This window comes from Streptomyces sp. NPDC055632 (assembly GCF_053618675.1).
The window spans coordinates 115747-132536 of the sequence record NZ_JBSHHY010000005.1 but is presented as its reverse complement, the minus strand read 5'-3'; the positions used below and the strand labels follow the sequence as shown (position 1 = coordinate 132536).

Genomic DNA, 16790 nt, shown 5'->3' with positions numbered 1-16790 from the left:
ACCCCCGGTGCCCCGGCGGGCTCCCCGCCCCCACCTGGGCACACTCCTCCTCCGATGCAGTACGTTCGGACCATGCCCAAGGCCGCGAAGTCACCCCGTGCCACCTCCCCGTCCGACGCTCCGGAGAGCGCGGCGGGCACCCGTGCCGCCGCGCAGCGGCTCAAGATGCGCCGGGAGCTCGCCACCGCCGCGATGGAGCTGTTCGCGACCAAGGGGTACGAGGCCACCACGGTGGACGAGATCGCGGCCACGGCCGGGGTCGCGCGGCGGACCTTCTTCCGGCACTTCCGGTCCAAGGAAGAGGCGATCTTCCCCGACCACGACGACACCCTGGTGCGGGCGGAGGCGGTGCTGAACGCGGCGCCGCCGCACGAGCACCCGCTCGACACGGTGTGCCGGGGCATCAAGGAGGTCATGAAGATGTACGCGGGGTCCCCCGCGGTCTCCGTGGCCCGCTACCGGCTCACCCGCGAGGTGCCGACCCTGCGGGAGCGGGAGATCGCCTCGGTGGCCCGCTACGAGCGCCTCTTCACCCGCTACCTCCTCGGGCACTTCGACGAGCGCGACCACCACGACGGCAACGACGACCCGCTGCTCGCCGAGGTGGCCGCCTCGGCGGTCGTCACCGCCCACAACCACGTGCTGCGCCGCTGGCTGCGGGCGGGCGGCCAGGGCGACGTGGAGGCCCAGCTCGACCACGCCTTCGCGATCGTCCGGGAGACCTTCGGGTCGGGCATAGGCGCCGGCCGGCCGGCTCCGTCCGCCGCCTCCCCCGCCGCCCCGGAGGTGCGGGAGGAGACCGCCGCCCCCGCCGTCCGGGCCTCCACCGCCGGTGACGTGGTGGTCGCCGTGGCGCGCACGGACGCACCCCTCGACGAGGTCATGCGGACCATCCAGAAGGCGCTCGGCACCGCCTGAGCCCCTTCCACGACGAGGGCCGTTCCCGGATTCCGGGAACGGCCCTCGTCGTGTTTGCCCAGCTCGGAGCCGTTTCACGGCATGATTCGATCGATCATCGCTCATGTGTGACCACCAGATTGCATCTGAGTGAAATTGTTGGCACCCAGTGCCTTGTCAGGTGACACGGCGTGCCATACGTTGATGTTGTCCGGGCGGCCGGCGCGCAGAGACCAACCTCGTGCGCCGGCTGTCCCCACAAGCCGACGGCTCGTGTGCCCGGACGCCTGCGTCACAGGCAACCCCGCGCCCGACCGGCGCCGCGCCACCGCACGACCCAGCCGAACCGACGGCACACCTCCACAGCAGCACTCACCGCCGTAACCCTCAGGCGTCCTCCCCCGGACGCTCACCGCCGGAGGCAACCCGTGAAGGAAATCCTGGACGCGATCCAGTCCCCGGACTCCACGTCCGCCGACTTCGCGAACATCAAGCTCCCCGAGTCGTACCGCGCCGTCACCGTCCACAAGGACGAGGCGGAGATGTTCACCGGACTCGCCAGCCGCGACAAGGACCCGCGCAAGTCGCTCCACCTCGACCAGGTCCCGCTGCCCGAGCTCGGCCCGGGCGAGGCGCTCGTCGCCGTCATGGCCTCCTCGGTCAACTACAACTCGGTCTGGACCTCGATCTTCGAGCCGGTCTCGACCTTCGGGTTCCTGGAGCGCTACGGCCGCCTCTCCGAGCTGACCAAGCGCCACGACCTGCCGTACCACGTCATCGGCTCCGACCTCGCGGGCGTCGTCCTGCGCACCGGCCCGGGCGTCAACTCCTGGAAGCCCGGCGACGAGGTCGTCGCGCACTGCCTCTCGGTCGAGCTGGAGTCCTCGGACGGCCACAACGACACGATGCTCGACCCCGAGCAGCGCATCTGGGGCTTCGAGACCAACTTCGGCGGCCTGGCGGAGATCGCCCTCGTCAAGTCCAACCAGCTCATGCCGAAGCCGGACCACCTGAGCTGGGAGGAGGCGGCGGCCCCGGGCCTCGTCAACTCCACCGCGTACCGCCAGCTCGTCTCCCGCAACGGCGCCGGCATGAAGCAGGGCGACAACGTCCTGATCTGGGGCGCCAGCGGCGGCCTCGGCTCGTACGCCACCCAGTTCGCCCTGGCCGGCGGCGCCAACCCGATCTGTGTCGTCTCCTCCCCCGAGAAGGCCGACATCTGCCGGTCCATGGGCGCCGAGGCGGTCATCGACCGCAACGCCGAGGGCTACAAGTTCTGGAAGGACGAGAACACCCAGGACCCGAAGGAGTGGAAGCGCTTCGGCAAGCGCATCCGCGAGCTGACCGGCGGCGAGGACATCGACATCGTCTTCGAGCACCCGGGCCGCGAGACCTTCGGCGCCTCCGTGTACGTCACCCGCAAGGGCGGCACCATCACCACCTGCGCCTCCACCTCCGGCTACATGCACCAGTACGACAACCGCTACCTGTGGATGTCGCTCAAGCGGATCATCGGCTCGCACTTCGCGAACTACCGCGAGGCCTGGGAGGCCAACCGCCTCATCGCCAAGGGCAAGATCCACCCGACCCTGTCGAAGGTCTACTCCCTGGAGGAGACCGGCCAGGCCGCCTACGACGTCCACCGCAACCTCCACCAGGGCAAGGTCGGCGTCCTCGCCCTCTCGCCCGAGGAGGGCCTGGGCGTGCGCGACCCGGAGCTGCGGGCCCAGCACATCGACGCCATCAACCGCTTCCGCAACATCTGATACCCGGGACCACAGATGACTGAGCGCCAGAAGGACCGTCCGTGGCTCATGCGGACGTACGCCGGTCACTCGACCGCCGAGGCGTCCAACGAGCTGTACCGGCGCAATCTCGCCAAGGGTCAGACCGGCCTCTCGGTCGCCTTCGACCTGCCGACGCAGACCGGATACGACCCCGACCACATCCTCGCCCGCGGCGAGGTCGGCCGGGTCGGGGTCCCCGTCTCGCACCTCGGTGACATGCGCCGGCTGTTCCAGGACATCCCCCTGGAGCAGATGAACACCTCGATGACGATCAACGCCACGGCGATGTGGCTCCTGGCGCTCTACCAGGTGGTGGCGGAGGAGCAGGGCGCGGACGTCACCAGGCTCCAGGGCACCACCCAGAACGACATCGTGAAGGAGTACCTGTCGCGCGGGACGCACGTCTTCCCGCCCGGCCCCTCCCTCCGCCTCACGACGGACATGATCACCTACACGGTGAACAGCATCCCGAAGTGGAACCCGATCAACATCTGCAGCTACCACCTGCAGGAGGCCGGGGCCACTCCGGTCCAGGAGATCTCGTACGCGATGTCCACCGCCATCGCGGTGCTGGACGCCGTCCGGGACTCCGGCCAGGTCCCGGAGGAGCGCTTCGGCGAGGTGGTCGCCCGCATCTCGTTCTTCGTGAACGCGGGCGTCCGCTTCGTCGAGGAGATGTGCAAGATGCGCGCCTTCGGGCGCATCTGGGACAAGGTCACCCTGGAGCGGTACGGCATCGAGAACGCCAAGCAGCGCCGGTTCCGCTACGGCGTGCAGGTCAACTCGCTCGGTCTGACCGAGGCCCAGCCGGAGAACAACGTCCAGCGGATCGTCCTGGAGATGCTGGCCGTCACCCTCTCCAAGGACGCCCGCGCGCGGGCCGTCCAGCTCCCCGCCTGGAACGAGGCCCTGGGCCTGCCCCGGCCCTGGGACCAGCAGTGGTCGCTCCGCATCCAGCAGGTGCTCGCCCACGAGTCCGACCTCCTGGAGTACGAGGACATCTTCGCCGGCTCGCACGTCATCGAGGCCAAGGTGGACGCCCTCGTCGAGGAGTGCCTGGCCGAGATCGACCGGATCCAGGCGATGGGCGGCGCGATGGCCGCCGTCGAGTCCGGCTACCTCAAGTCGCAGCTCGTCTCCTCGCACGCCGAGCGGCGCGCCCGGATCGAGGCCGGCGAGGAGAAGATCGTCGGCGTCAACATCTTCCAGTCGACCGAGGAGAACCCCCTCACCGCCGACCTGGACACCGCCATCATGACGGTGGACCCGGCGAACGAGGCGCGGGTGGTCGCCGCCCTGCACGAGTGGCGCGACAACCGCGACGAGGCCCGCGCCCAGGAGTCCCTGGCGCGGCTGAAGGCGGTGGCGGCCGGCGACGGCAACCTCTTCGCCGCCACCCTGGAGTGCGCGCGTGCGGGCGTCACCACCGGGGAGTGGTCCTGGGCGCTGCGGGACGTCTTCGGCGAGTTCCGCGCCCCGACGGGCGTCTCCTCCGCCCCGGTCGCGGTGACGGCCGAGGCGGGCACGCCGCTGGCCCTCGTGCGGGAGAAGGTGACGCGGACCGCCGAGGAGCTGAACGCCGGGCGGCTGCGGCTGCTCGTCGGCAAGCCCGGCCTCGACGGGCACTCCAACGGGGCCGAGCAGATCGCCGTGCGCGCGCGCGACGCCGGTTTCGAGGTGGTCTACCAGGGGATCCGGCTGACCCCCGAGCAGATCGTCGACGCGGCCCTGGCCGAGGACGTGCACTGCGTGGGCCTGTCGATCCTCTCCGGCTCGCACGCCGAGCTGGTCCCGGACGTCCTCGAACGCCTCCGCGAGGCGGGCGCGGCCGACATCCCGGTCATCGTCGGCGGGATCATCCCGAACGCCGACGCCGCAGAACTGAAGCGCGCGGGTGTGGCCGCCGTCTTCACACCGAAGGACTTCGGTATCACGGAGATCATCGGCCGTATCGTCGACGAGATCCGGAAAGCCAACAAGCTCGACCCCCTGGAGGTCCCCGCATGACCAGCCCCGCGTCCCCCGTGAACCGGCTGCGCCCCCGCCGTTCCTGCCTGGCGGTCCCCGGCTCCAACCCGCGCTTCCTGGAGAAGGCCCAGGGCCTCGCCGCCGACCAGGTCTTCCTGGACCTGGAGGACGCCTGCGCCCCGCTGGCCAAGCCCGAGGCCCGCCACACCATCGTGAAGTTCCTGAACGAGGGCGACTGGACCGGCAAGACGCGCGTGGTCCGCGTCAACGACTGGACCACCCACTGGACGTACCGGGACGTCGTCACGGTCGTCGAGGGCGCCGGCCAGAACCTCGACTGCATCATGCTGCCGAAGGTCCAGGACGCGCAGCAGATCGTCGCGCTCGACCTGCTGCTCACCCAGATCGAGAAGACGATGGGCTTCGAGGTCGGCAAGATCGGCATCGAGGCGCAGATCGAGAACGCGCAGGGCCTGACCAACGTCAACGCGATCGCGCAGGCCTCCCAGCGCGTCGAGACGATCATCTTCGGCCCGGCCGACTTCATGGCCTCCATCAACATGAAGTCGCTGGTCGTGGGCGAGCAGCCGCCCGGCTACCCGGCGGACGCGTACCACCACATCCTGATGAGCATCCTGATGGCCGCCCGCGCCAACAACCTCCAGGCGATCGACGGCCCCTACCTCCAGATCCGCAACCAGGAGGGCTACAAGGCCGTCGCGCGGCGCGCCGCCGCCCTCGGCTTCGACGGCAAGTGGGTGCTGCACCCGGACCAGGTCGCCGCCGCGAACGAGATCTTCTCGCCCTCGCAGGAGGACTACGACCACGCCGAGCTGATCCTCGACGCGTACGACTACTACACGTCCGAGGCCGGCGGGAAGAAGGGCTCCGCGATGCTCGGCGACGAGATGATCGACGAGGCCTCCCGCAAGATGGCCCTGGTCATCTCCGGCAAGGGCCGCGCGGCCGGCATGCAGCGCACCAGCAAGTTCGAGATCCCGGAGGCGTAGCACCATGCAGTTCGGCCGCACGTACGAGGAGTTCGAGGTCGGTGCCGTCTACAAGCACTGGCCCGGGAAGACGGTCACGGAGTACGACGACCACCTCTTCTGTCTGCTCACGATGAACCACCATCCGCTGCACATGGATGTGAACTACGCCGAGAACACGACGGACTTCGGCAAGAACGTCGTCGTCGGCAACTACATCTACTCGCTGCTGCTCGGCATGTCCGTGCCGGACGTCTCCGGCAAGGCCATCGCCAACCTGGAGATCGAGTCGCTGCGGCACGTGGCGCCGACCTTCCACGGCGACACGATCTACGGCGAGACGACGGTCCTCGACAAGACCCCGTCGAAGTCGAAGAACGACCGCGGCATCGTCTACGTCGAGACCAAGGGCTACAAGCAGGACGGCACCCTGGTGTGCGTCTTCCGCCGCAAGGTGATGGTCCCCACCGAGACGTACATCAAGGAGCGCGGCGGCGAGCAGCCCGGCCGCCCCACGCTCGTCGAGCCCTCCAAGAAGACGGAGAAGTAGTCATGGCGCGACTCGCCCAGACCCACGGTCTGACCGACGTCCAGCAGGAGATCCTCGCCACCGTCCGGGACTTCGTCGACAAGGAGATCATCCCGGTCGCGACGGACCTGGAGCACCGCGACGAGTACCCCCAGCAGATCGTGGACGGGCTCAAGGAGCTCGGCGTCTTCGGCCTGATGATCCCCGAGGAGTACGGGGGCCTGGGCGAGTCGCTGCTCACCTATGCGCTGTGCGTGGAGGAGATCGCCCGCGGCTGGATGTCGGTCTCCGGCATCATCAACACCCACTTCATCGTGGCGTACATGCTCAAGCAGCACGGCACCCAGGAGCAGAAGGAGTACTTCCTGCCCCGGATGGCGGCCGGCGAGACGCGCGGCGCGTTCTCGATGTCGGAGCCGGCCCTCGGCTCGGACGTGTCGGCCATCACGTCGAAGGCGGTGAAGGACGGCGACGAGTACGTCCTCAACGGCCAGAAGATGTGGCTGACGAACGGCGGAACGTCCTCGCTCGTGGCCGTTCTGGTCCGGAGTGACGAAGGACACCCCGAGGGCACCGCGCCCCACAAGTCGATGACGACCTTCCTCGTCGAGAAGGAGCCCGGCTTCGGAGAGGTCCGTCCGGGCCTCACCATCCCCGGGAAGATCGACAAGATGGGCTACAAGGGCGTCGACACGACCGAGCTCATCATGGACGGACTGCGCATTCCGGCCAATCGTGTACTCGGCGGGGAAACCGGTCGAGGCTTTTACCAAATGATGGACGGTGTCGAGGTCGGGCGCGTGAACGTGGCGGCCCGTGGCTGCGGCGTCGCTCAGCGTGCATTCGAGCTGGGTGTTTCGTACGCCCAGCAGCGCCACACCTTCGGCAAGGCGATCGCCCAGCACCAGGCGATCCAGTTCAAGCTGGCCGAAATGGCTACCAAGGTCGAGGCCGCGCATGCGATGATGGTCAACGCAGCACGCAAAAAGGACTCCGGGGAACGAAACGACCTCGAAGCAGGGATGGCGAAGTACCTCGCCTCCGAGTACTGCAAGGAGGTCGTCGAGGACGCCTTCCGTATCCACGGTGGATACGGGTTCTCGAAGGAGTACGAGATCGAGCGTCTCTACCGCGAGGCGCCGATGCTGCTCATCGGTGAAGGTACCGCCGAGATCCAGAAAATGATCATTGGTCGTCGGCTGCTCGAGGAGTACCGATTCCAGGGTTGATTGTCGGTTTTGAGTCGTTTCGGCCGCGAAGAAGATCACACCCTGTGTTCGTCTTCCGGCCGTCGACTCGGTTCCTGGCTTGCCCAGTTGCGCCCCGCAACCGATAGCATCGCCGGAAAGCCGCCGTCCCCGTTGCCAGCGCGGCATCATCCGCTACGAAGGTCATCCATGCCCCACAGCCAAACCTCTGCACACCGCGACAGCCTCAAGGGCGTACGCCTCGCGCGCGGAGCATCGCCGTGGCTCCTGCCGACCGTCGCCACCGCGGCGCTCAGCCTCGTGCGCGCCCGCAGGTCGCGGCGCGCCGCGGCCATCGCCGTGCCGACCACCGCTCTCGCGGCCGGCATGCTGTGGTTCTTCCGCGACCCCGAGCGAGAGATCGCTCAGGGCCGGGTCATCTCCCCCGCCGACGGCGTGGTGCAGAGCATCATGCCGTGGAAGGACGGGCGGACCCGGGTCGCCATCTTCATGAGCCCGCTGAACGTCCACGTCAACCGCGCGCCGCTGGCCGGCACGGTGACGTCCGTGGAGCACGTCCCCGGTGGGTTCGTCCCGGCGTTCAACAAGGAGAGCGAGAACAACGAGCGCGTCGTCTGGCACTTCGACACCGAGCTCGGCGACATCGAGATGGTCCAGATCGCGGGCGCCGTCGCCCGGCGCATCGTGCCGTACATCCCGCAGGGGACGAAGGTGGAGCAGGGCGACCGCATCGGCCTGATCCGCTTCGGCTCGCGCGTCGACATCTACCTCCCCGAGGGCGTCGAGGTCGCGGTCGAGGTCGGGCAGGTCACCACAGCGGGGGTGACTCGCATTGACCGTGATTGATCCCGACACACGGGCGGCCGACTGGGCCGCCGACGCCGAGACCGCGGCGGCCGAAGAGGCCGAGGAGATGCCGCTGTCGCTGAGGCTGTCCATAGCGGACGCCCTCACGCTCGGTAACGCCACGTGCGGATTCATGGCGGTGTACTTCACCACCACCGGAATCCTCATCCCGCACCTGACGGGCAGCGCCGAGACCGGCATGGCGCGCAACAGCGCCGCCACCGCCGTGATCCTCATGCTGTGCGCGGCGATCTTCGACCTCTTCGACGGGATCGTGGCGCGCAAGCTCCGCTCGTCCCCGATGGGCGCCGAGCTCGACAACCTGTCGGACCTGATCAGCTTCGGCCTGGCCCCGGCCTACTTCGTGCTCGTGTACGGGATGGTCGCGGACGACGCGCAGCAGAAGGTCTCGGCGGTGGCCGCGATCGTGGTGCTGCTCGCGGTGGTGCTGCGGCTGGCGAGATTCTCCTGCGTGACCATGAAGGACGGCATGTTCCAGGGCATGCCGAGCCCCTTCGGCGCGCTGACGGTGGTCTCGATCGTGCTCCTGGAGCTCCCCTTCATCCCGACGCTGCTCGCGATCATCGGGGTGGCCTGGCTGATGGTGAGCCGGGTCGAGTACCCGAAGCCGCGCGGCGTGCTCGCGGTGGCGATGCTCAGCTGGATCGTCGGCGCGATGGGCATGCTGGCGGCCTGGGCGTTCGACGCCCCGGGCGGGCAGTTCCTGCTCCAGACCGGCTGCGCGCTCCAGGTCGTGATGGGCGCGGTGATCCCGCTCTTCGCGACGGCCCGCCGGGTGAACACCTTCCGCGGCAACCGGCGCGAGAGCCGGGAGGCGCGGGCGGCCCAGCTGCCGTAGGCGGCGGACGGCGTACGAGAGGGCCCCGGGAGGCGAACAGCCTCCCGGGGCCCTTTCGCGTGCCCGGGGTCCTGTCGCGTGCCCCGGGCCGGGGCTCATCCGAGCCGCTTGTAGTACAGCGTGGTCGCGCGGAGGACCCCGGCCGGGTCGGCGGCGTAGTCCGGGATCGTCCCGGCGGCGGTCCAGCCCCCGCCCCGGTAGAGGCGCTCGGCCGGGCTGCCGGTCTGGGTGTCCAGGACGAGCAGGGTCAGGCCGGTGGCGGCGGCGTGCGCCTCGGCCGCGGCGAGCAGCCGCCGCCCGAGTCCCCGGCCCCGGGCGGAGCGGTGGACCAGGAGCCGGGCGATCTCGCCCCGGTGCCGGCCGTTGGCGGCGCCGGCGCGGACGAGGGTGACGGCCCCCACCGGGCGCCCCGCGCCGTCCAGGGCCGCCCAGACGTCCCGTACGCCCTCCTCGGCATCCCCGGCGGCCCGGAGCCACCAGGAGGCCGCCTCGGCGGCGTCCAGGGGCGCCGGGAAGCCGACGGAGGCGCCGCCGTCCACGGCGTCCACGAGGAGTGCGGCGAGGCCGTCCGCGGCGTGGGCGCGTACGGCGTCGGGGGTGAGGAGCTCGACGCGGTCCGGCGCGAGCGGCCTCTCCAGGCAGAGGAGGTCGGGGCGGGCGTCCCAGGAGGGGACGGTCGCGAAGCCCATGCTCCGGTAGAGGGCCAGCGGCTCCTGCCGCCAGTTCCAGACCGTGAGGCGCACGGCGGGCGCTCCGAGGGCGGCGGCGCGGCGCAGGGCCTCGGCCACGAGGGCCCTCGCGAGGCCCTTCCGGCGGGCCGCGGGCGCGACCCAGAGCCGCTTGACCTCGGGCGCGCGCCCGGCGCGGGGGGCCTTCAGGACGACGCAGCCGGCCGGGTGCTCCCCGCCGGGCGGAGTGGCGAGCAGGACCGTGTCGGCGGCGAACGCGGCGGCCGGGTCCTCGGCCTCCCCGCGGTATACGGCCGGGAGCTCGGCGACCGTCGCCACGGGCGTCCCCTTCTCCGCCTGGTTGGCCAGGTGGTAGGCGCCCAGCAGGCCGGCGAGGTGCGGGTGGGAGCGGTTCTCCTCGATGAGTGGAGCGATGTACGGCTTCATGCGCCCGAGCTTCACATCGGTGTGTTTCCGGGAGGTGACGATCTTCCCGGGGGGTTTCCGGGCCGGCGCCCGCGCGCGTACCGGTCGCGGGCGCCGTGGGCCCGGGGCGTGGTGAACGCCCCGGGCCCGTGCGCTCCGCCGGGCCCCTAGGGGGTGTAGCTCTTCGCCGTGTCCGAGACGAAGGGCTGCCGGACCGTGCGCATGCCGCCGGGGACGGACTTGTCCGGCTGGACGATGACGGACTCGCGGGACGACGGGGCCTTCGGGTCGCCGAGGTCGTGGGTCATGCCGAAGCCGGCGTCGTGGGCGGTCAGGGTGAGCAGCGCCTTCCCGACGCCCTCGCGGGTGAGGTCCTTGGCGGCGCAGGCCTTCTTCAGGGCCTCGCCGAAGACGCTCGCGGCGGTCCAGCCGGCGACGATGCCGTTGTCGAGGGCCTCGCCCGGGTAGGCCGCCCGGTAGTCCGCCACGAGCTTCTTCGCGACCGGGGTGTCCGCGCCGACGGGGAGGCTCGGGGAGGCGAACCAGTACATCTTCTCCAGGGCGGGTCCGGCCTGGGTGCCGAGGAGCTGCGGGGCGAAGGCCGAGTTGTTGCCGACGACCGGGACCCTGAGGCCGGTGGCGGCGGCGACGCCGACGAGGGAGGCGGCCTGGCGGGGTCCCGCGCTGATGACGACGGCCTTGACCCCGGCCTGCTTGAGCGCGGCGACCTGCGCGGACATGTCGTTGTCGGTGGGCTTGATCTTCTGCTCGACGACGGTCAGGCCGGCCTTCCCGGCCGCGTGCTTCGAGCCCTTGAGGGCGTTCTCGCCGTAGTCGCCCTCGAAGTAGACGTGGCCGATCTTGTCCCCGGCCTTGAGGCCCTTCTCGGTGAGGAGGAAGTCGACGGCGTTGATCGTCTCGACGTCGTACGTGGAGCCCAGGACGCGGATGTACGGCGAGCCGAGCAGCGAGGCCGACCAGGCCTGCGGCAGGACGAGGCCCTTGTCCTGGGCGTCGACGCGCTGCTTGACGGCGGCGACGAACGGGGAGCCGATGAACTGGGCGTAGCCGACGACCTTGGGCTCCAGCTCGGTGTAGGCGGCGAGCGCCTTCTGCGGGTCGTAGCCGTGGTCGCGGACCGTGAGCTCCAGCTGCCGGCCGCAGATCCCGCCGGCGGCGTTGACCTGCTTCACGTAGAGCTGCTGGGCCTGGGTGACGCTCTTGCCGAGGGTGGCGTACACGCCGGTCATGTCGGTGAGCGCGCCGAGCGCGATCGTCTTGTCGGTGACGCCCTCGCCGGTCCTCACCCCGCCCGCGCCGGTCTGCTCGCCGTCGCCGGTCTTCGCCTTGGAGCTGCATCCGGCGGCGGTGAGGGCGACCAGGGCGGCGAGCGCGGCGGCCAGGCCCCGCACGGCCTGTCGTCTGTGGTTCATCGTGTCTCCCCTGAGGGTTCGGTGGACGTGGGGGTCGTGGGTGGCTCTGGTGTCCCGGGCGGCTCGGGCGTCCGGGCGGCGAGGCGGGCCAGGCCGCCGGGCAGGAACAGCACCACCGCGACGACGGCGGCGCCGTACAGGTAGCGGGCGGCCTCCCCCGGTGCGATCCCGCCCGTCCCCGGGGCGGAGACCAGGGGCAGGGCGTCGCTGTAGCGGGTGAGGAGCTGGGGCAGGAGGGAGACGAAGACGCCTCCGGCGACCGCTCCGGCGACCGAGCCGAGGCCGCCGATGACGATCATGGCCAGGTACTCCAGGGAGAGCGCCATCCCGAAGTACTCCGGGACGGTCCGCTGGAAGACCAGGGCGAGCAGGACGCCGGCCAGACCGGCGTACACGGAGGACAGGACGAAGACGGCGGCGCGGTGGCGGGCCACGGGGATGCCCATGACGCCGGCGGCGATCCGGTGGTCCCGGATGGCGTTCATCGCGCGCCCGGGGCGGCCCCGGAGGACTCCCCGGGCGAAGAGGACCCCGCCGAGGAGCAGCGCGAGGCCGAGGTACCAGAGCTTCTCGACGGCGCCGAAGGGGACCTGGGCGACGAGCAGTTCGGTGTCGTCGAAGGTGAGGCCGAAGAGGGAGAGCGGCGGGACGGCGCGGCCGTTGTAGCCGCCGGTGAGGTCGTGGGCGTTGAAGAGGACGTGCTGGCCGATGAAGATCAGCGCGAGGGTGGCGATGCCGAGGTACGCGCCGTGCAGCCGTCCCGCGATGGGGCTGAACACCCCGCCGGCCAGGCCCGCGAGGGCGACCGCGAGGACGGCGGCGAGCCAGCCGGGCAGGCCGAGTCCGGCGAGGCCGTCGGTGCCGTCCCCGGCGAAGGCGCAGTAGCCGTAGGCGCCGACGGCGAGGAAGAAGGCGTGTCCCATGGAGAGCTGGCCGGTGGCGCCGGTCAGCAGGTTGATCCCGAGGGCGCCGAGGGCGGCGGCCATGGCGAACAGACCGGCCTGGAGCCAGAAGCGGTCCAGGTAGAAGGGCAGGGCGAGCAGGACGAGCCCGGCGGCGGCCCCTCCGTACACGGCGGGCCGGACCCGGAGGCCGGGGCGGGCGAGGGTCTCAGACACGGGCGGGCTCCTTCGGGCCTCCGGGGCGGGCGGGGGCCGTGGACGCGGACCGGATGCCTCGGGCCGCCGGACGGGCGGCGGCGTGCGGAGGGGCCGCCGGGCGGGCAGGGGGCTCAGACACGGGCGGGTTCCTTCGTGCCGAAGAGGCCGGCCGGGCGGATCAGGAGCACCACGACCATGACGAGGTACGGGGCGAGGTCGCCGATCCCCCGGCCGAGGAACGCCAGGTCGCCCTGGTAGCCGGTGGCGAGGGACTCGGTGACGCCGACGAGGAGGCCGCCGACCAGGGCGCCCGTGGTGGAGTCGAGGCCGCCGAGGATCGCGGCCGGGAAGGCCTTGAGGGCGGCGAGCGAGGTGGCCCGTTCCAGGCCTGGGGTGGGGAAGACGGTGAGGAAGAGCGCGGCGACGGCGGCGAGGCCGCCGGCGACCGCCCAGGCGCCGAGCGAGACCCGCCCGAGCCGGATGCCCATGAGCGCGGCGGTCTCCTGCTTCTCGGCGGCGGCCCGCATGGCGACGCCCCAGGAGGTGTACCGGAAGGCGAGCAGGAAGGCGGTGATGAGGAGGGCCGCCGCGAGGAGGGCGGCGATCCGGGTCTGGGCGATCGTGACCGGTCCGACGGTGACGACGGCGTCGCCCCAGGGGTCGCCGAGGGCGAGGATGTCGGTGCCGATCCGGCGGGTCAGCTCGGTGGCGAGCAGGATGTCGACGCCGATGGTGACGATGGCGAGGACGCTGTGGTCGGAGCCCCGGTGGCGGCGCATGACGAGGAACTCGACGGCCGCGCCGACCACCGCCGCGCCCGCGACGCCGGCGAGCAGGGCGGGCCAGAAGCCGATGTCGTCGTGGAGGACGGCGGTGACGTAGCCGCCGGCCAGGAGGAGCGAGGCGTGGGCGAAGTTGACGACCTCCGTGGCGCGGAAGATGACGACGAAGCCGAGGGCGATGAGGGCGTAGATCGAGCCCAGGGAGACGCCGTTGATCAGGAACTCCGCGAAGGTGCTCACGCGGCGGACTCCTCTCCGAGGTAGGCGCGGACGACCGCCGGGTCGTTCTGCACGTCGGCGGGTGCCCCGTCGGCGATCCGGCGGCCGAAGTCGAGGACGGTGACGGAGTCGGCGAGCCGCATCACCAGGCCCATGTCGTGCTCGACGAGGAGGACCGAGATGCCGAGGCCGTCGCGGACCCCGGCGATGACCGAGGCGGTGCGGCGGCGCTCGTCGGCGGTCATGCCGGCGACGGGCTCGTCGAGGAGCAGGAGCCGGGGCTCCGTGCAGAGGGCGCGGGCGAGTTCGGCGAGCTTCTGCTGTCCGTACGGGAGGGAGCCCGCGGGCCTGGCGAGCTGCCCCTCCAGGCCGACGAAGGCCGCGATCTCCCGGACCCTGGCCCGGTGCCGGGCCTCCTCGCGGGCGGCGGAGGGCAGCCGGAGCCCGGCGGCGAGGAAGCCGGTGCGGGTGAGCCGGTGGCGGCCGAGCATCAGGCTGTCCTCGACGGTGGCGCGGGGCGGCAGGGCCAGGTTCTGGAAGATCCGGCCGACGCCGAGGTCCGCGATCCGGTGCGGGGGCAGGCCGGTCAGTTCGCGCTCCCCGAGGCGTACGGAGCCGGAGGTGGCGCGGTAGACGCCGGAGAGGACGTTGAAGCAGGTGGACTTGCCGGCGCCGTTGGGGCCGATGAGGGCGTGGACGGTGCCGGGCCGGACGGTGAAGCCGACGGCGTCGAGGGCGGTGAGCCCGGCGAAGCGGACGGTCAGGTCGCGGACGTGGAGGGCGGGGACGCCGGGGTCGGAGGCATGCGCGGATCCCGCCGGTGGGGGCTGCGGTGTCATCGGGTCTCCTCCCAGCGGGTCAGGACCGGGTGGGCGGCGGCGGCGCGGGCCGCGTCGGCGGCGGCGTCCTCGTCGACCACGCCCAGGTAGCGGCGGCGCACCTCGTCGGAGGCGGCGAGTTCGGCGGCGGGTCCCGAGAGGGTGACCTCGCCGACCTCCAGGACGTACGCGCGGGAGGCGAGCCGCAGCGCGAGCGCCGCGTTCTGCTCGACGAGGAGCACCGCCGTGCCCTGGGCGTTGATCTCGCGGACGGCGTCCGCGATCCGGGCCGCCATCAGCGGGGCGAGGCCGAGGGAGGGCTCGTCCAGGAGGAGCAGGCCCGGCGCGGCCATCAGGGCGCGGCCGACGGCGAGCATCTGCTGTTCGCCGCCGGAGAGCAGCCCGGCCGGCTGGCGGGCGCGCTCGGCGAGGACCGGGAAGAGCTCGTGGACCCGGCGGAGGGCGGCGGCCCTGGAGGCCCGGCCGCCGCGCCGGCCGAGCGCGCCGGCCCGCAGGTTGTCCTCGACCGTCATCCGGGCGAAGACCTGGCGGCCCTCGGGCACCTGGGAGACGCCGGCGGCGACGACCCGGTCGGGCGGCAGCCCGTCGAGCGGCCGGCCGTCGCGGCTCACCGTGCCGGAGACCACGGCGCCGCCGTGGAACCGCAGGGTGCGCGAGACGGCCCGCAGCAGGGTGGACTTGCCGGCTCCGTTGCCGCCCAGGACGGTGACGACGGCGCCCGCGGGCACGGTCAGCGACACCCGCCGCAGCGCGCGCACCGGTCCGTATCCCGCCGTCAGGTCCGTGACCTCCAGGGCGGGTGCGGTACCTCCCATGGCTCCCCTTTCCCGGGCCGCCCACGTCGGCCCGGCCGTTCGGTGGCGCTCACCCCAGCACCGCACCGGACCGCGCGTCCACGCCCGGTGGCCGAATCGCTGCCGGTGACCAGCGGGCGCGGCGGCGGGCTGTGCACGCGCACAACGGTGCGCGTCAGGGGGTGTGCGAAGGGGGCCGGGACGGGAGATCCTCCCGGCATGGGACGGCGCAGAAGGCGGACCGGTGACGACTGGAAGGTGCTCGCACGGGCGTGCACGGAACTTCTGGAGCGGGTGCCGGAGCTGGTGGACGAGCACCTGAGGGAGCTCCACGCGTACGAGCCCGCCTACGGGCGGATCCTGCCGTACGACCAGCACTGGCAGGAGGCCCACGAGGCGATGCGGATCGGGATCGAGATGATCTCGGCGCCCCGGAACTCGCCCCGGCGGGACCTGGAGCACGCCGACGGGATGGGCCGGCGGCGGGCGGCGCAGGGCATGCCGCTCGAACTGGTCGTGCACGCCTACCGGCACGCCGGGCACCTGGTGTGGGACGCGCTGATCGAGGGCGCGGGGTCGGACGCGGCGCGGCTCGCGGCCCTGATGCAGTCGGCGACGACGGTGTGGTCGGCGGTGGACGCGCAGGCGGACACGGCGTCGGAGGCGTACCGGGAGACGGAGCTGGAGCTGCGCAGCCGTACGGACGAGCAGTTGCAGGCGCTCCTGGACGCGCTGCTCCAGGGGCAGCGCTCGCCCGAGCTGGTGGCGCGGGCGGCGGCGGGCCTGGACCTGCCGGAGCAGGGGCGGTACGCGGTGGTGGTGCTGCGCTACGACCGGCGGGAGGAGCGGGAGCCGTTCCACCGGCAGGTGCAGGGCGAGGGGGTGCGGTTCCTGTGGCGGATGGGCGCGGACTGCGAGCTGGGGGTGGTGGCGCTCGCCGGTGACACCGGTCTGGACGCGCTGTCGGAGCTGCTGGACGGGCGGTGCCCGGGGCCGGGCGGGATCAGTCCGGTGGTGGTGGGCCTGACCGAGCTGGGCCGGGCGCGCCGCCTCGCGGAGCTGGCGCTGCGCACGTGTCCGCCGGGCAGCCGGCGGATCGTGCGGCTCGACCGGCGGATGACGGGGGCGCTGGTGGTGGGCCAGCCGGAGATGGCGAGCCTGCTGGTCTCGGACGTCCTGGGCGGTCTCCTGGAGCTGGATCCGGCGGACCGGGCGGTGCTCCTGGAGACGCTGGACGCGTGGCTGGAGTGCGAGGGGTCGGCGGGGCGGGCGGCCGGGCGCCTGTACTGCCACCGCAACACGGTCTTCAACCGGCTGCGGCGGCTCGAACAGCTGACGTCGCGGTCGCTCTCCCGGCCGCGGGACCTCACGGAGATGACGCTGGCGCTCGACGCGTTCCGGCTGACGGGGCCGGGGTGACCGGGCCCCGTCCCCGTACCCCTGGGG

Annotated in this window: 15 protein-coding genes and 1 pseudogene; 9 read left to right on the top strand and 7 right to left on the bottom strand. The window is 72.0% G+C overall.

Going from position 1 to position 16790, the window contains the following annotated elements; genetic code table 11:
• The first annotated feature begins 72 nt into the window (after positions 1-72).
• From ACWGSR_RS09770 to pssA, 8 genes are all read left to right on the top strand, one after another.
• Positions 73-918 carry a TetR family transcriptional regulator gene (locus tag ACWGSR_RS09770; RefSeq protein WP_453565105.1) on the top strand — a complete coding sequence of 282 codons (846 nt, stop codon included), beginning with the start codon at positions 73-75 and terminating at the stop codon, positions 916-918.
• Positions 919-1325: 407 nt separating this feature from the next.
• Entirely contained in the window at positions 1326-2663 is a 1338-nt protein-coding gene (gene ccrA, locus ACWGSR_RS09765) for a crotonyl-CoA carboxylase/reductase (RefSeq protein ID WP_376236095.1), read from the top strand.
• Positions 2664-2678: 15 nt separating this feature from the next.
• Positions 2679-4691, top strand: a complete 2013-nt coding sequence (locus tag ACWGSR_RS09760) for a protein meaA (RefSeq protein WP_376236093.1) — start codon at positions 2679-2681, stop codon at positions 4689-4691.
• Positions 4688-5662 (top strand): HpcH/HpaI aldolase/citrate lyase family protein, encoded by a 975-nt coding sequence (locus ACWGSR_RS09755; RefSeq protein WP_121829072.1) that lies wholly within the window; start codon positions 4688-4690, stop codon positions 5660-5662. Before ACWGSR_RS09760 ends, ACWGSR_RS09755 begins: the two co-directional genes overlap by 4 nt.
• A 4-nt stretch (positions 5663-5666) precedes the next feature.
• The gene (locus ACWGSR_RS09750; protein WP_351972947.1) at positions 5667-6191 is read left to right on the top strand and encodes a MaoC family dehydratase; all 525 of its coding nucleotides are present in this window, start codon (positions 5667-5669) and stop codon (positions 6189-6191) included.
• 2 nt (positions 6192-6193) lie between these two features.
• Complete coding sequence (locus ACWGSR_RS09745) at positions 6194-7399, top strand: acyl-CoA dehydrogenase family protein (RefSeq protein WP_366373899.1); 1206 nt, start codon at positions 6194-6196, stop codon at positions 7397-7399.
• 168 nt (positions 7400-7567) lie between these two features.
• Entirely contained in the window at positions 7568-8224 is a 657-nt protein-coding gene (locus ACWGSR_RS09740) for a phosphatidylserine decarboxylase (RefSeq protein WP_376236089.1), read from the top strand.
• Positions 8217-9083: a CDP-diacylglycerol--serine O-phosphatidyltransferase gene (gene pssA / locus ACWGSR_RS09735; protein ID WP_376236148.1), complete on the top strand. Its 867-nt coding sequence runs from the start codon at positions 8217-8219 to the stop codon at positions 9081-9083. Before ACWGSR_RS09740 ends, pssA begins: the two co-directional genes overlap by 8 nt.
• Positions 9084-9178: 95 nt before the next feature.
• Here the strand turns inward: pssA and ACWGSR_RS09730 are convergent, their stop codons facing one another.
• From ACWGSR_RS09730 to ACWGSR_RS09700, 7 genes and pseudogenes are all read right to left on the bottom strand, one after another.
• Positions 9179-9721 carry a GNAT family N-acetyltransferase gene (locus ACWGSR_RS09730; RefSeq protein ID WP_453565405.1) on the bottom strand — a complete coding sequence of 181 codons (543 nt, stop codon included), beginning with the start codon at positions 9719-9721 and terminating at the stop codon, positions 9179-9181.
• A 51-nt stretch (positions 9722-9772) separates the two neighbouring features.
• Positions 9773-10198 (bottom strand): annotated as a pseudogene (locus ACWGSR_RS09725) (GNAT family N-acetyltransferase); the annotation flags it as partial.
• Positions 10199-10344: 146 nt separating this feature from the next.
• Entirely contained in the window at positions 10345-11610 is a 1266-nt protein-coding gene (locus tag ACWGSR_RS09720) for an ABC transporter substrate-binding protein (protein WP_453565098.1), read from the bottom strand.
• On the bottom strand, positions 11607-12728 hold the full coding sequence (locus tag ACWGSR_RS09715) for a branched-chain amino acid ABC transporter permease (protein WP_453565095.1): 1122 nt from the start codon (positions 12726-12728) through the stop codon (positions 11607-11609). The genes ACWGSR_RS09720 and ACWGSR_RS09715 overlap by 4 nt, the downstream gene beginning before the upstream one ends.
• A 113-nt stretch (positions 12729-12841) precedes the next feature.
• A complete protein-coding gene (locus ACWGSR_RS09710; protein ID WP_453565092.1) occupies positions 12842-13732 on the bottom strand; it encodes a branched-chain amino acid ABC transporter permease in 891 nt (296 codons plus the stop codon).
• Positions 13729-14550 (bottom strand): ABC transporter ATP-binding protein, encoded by an 822-nt coding sequence (locus ACWGSR_RS09705; RefSeq protein WP_453565090.1) that lies wholly within the window; start codon positions 14548-14550, stop codon positions 13729-13731. Before ACWGSR_RS09705 ends, ACWGSR_RS09710 begins: the two co-directional genes overlap by 4 nt.
• On the bottom strand, positions 14547-15365 hold the full coding sequence (locus tag ACWGSR_RS09700) for an ABC transporter ATP-binding protein (protein WP_376236077.1): 819 nt from the start codon (positions 15363-15365) through the stop codon (positions 14547-14549). The genes ACWGSR_RS09705 and ACWGSR_RS09700 overlap by 4 nt, the downstream gene beginning before the upstream one ends.
• A gap of 198 nt (positions 15366-15563) precedes the next feature.
• Here ACWGSR_RS09700 and ACWGSR_RS09695 point away from each other — a divergent pair, with 198 nt between their 5' ends.
• Positions 15564-16763 carry a PucR family transcriptional regulator gene (locus ACWGSR_RS09695; protein WP_383319201.1) on the top strand — a complete coding sequence of 400 codons (1200 nt, stop codon included), beginning with the start codon at positions 15564-15566 and terminating at the stop codon, positions 16761-16763.
• Positions 16764-16790: the final 27 nt, after the last annotated feature.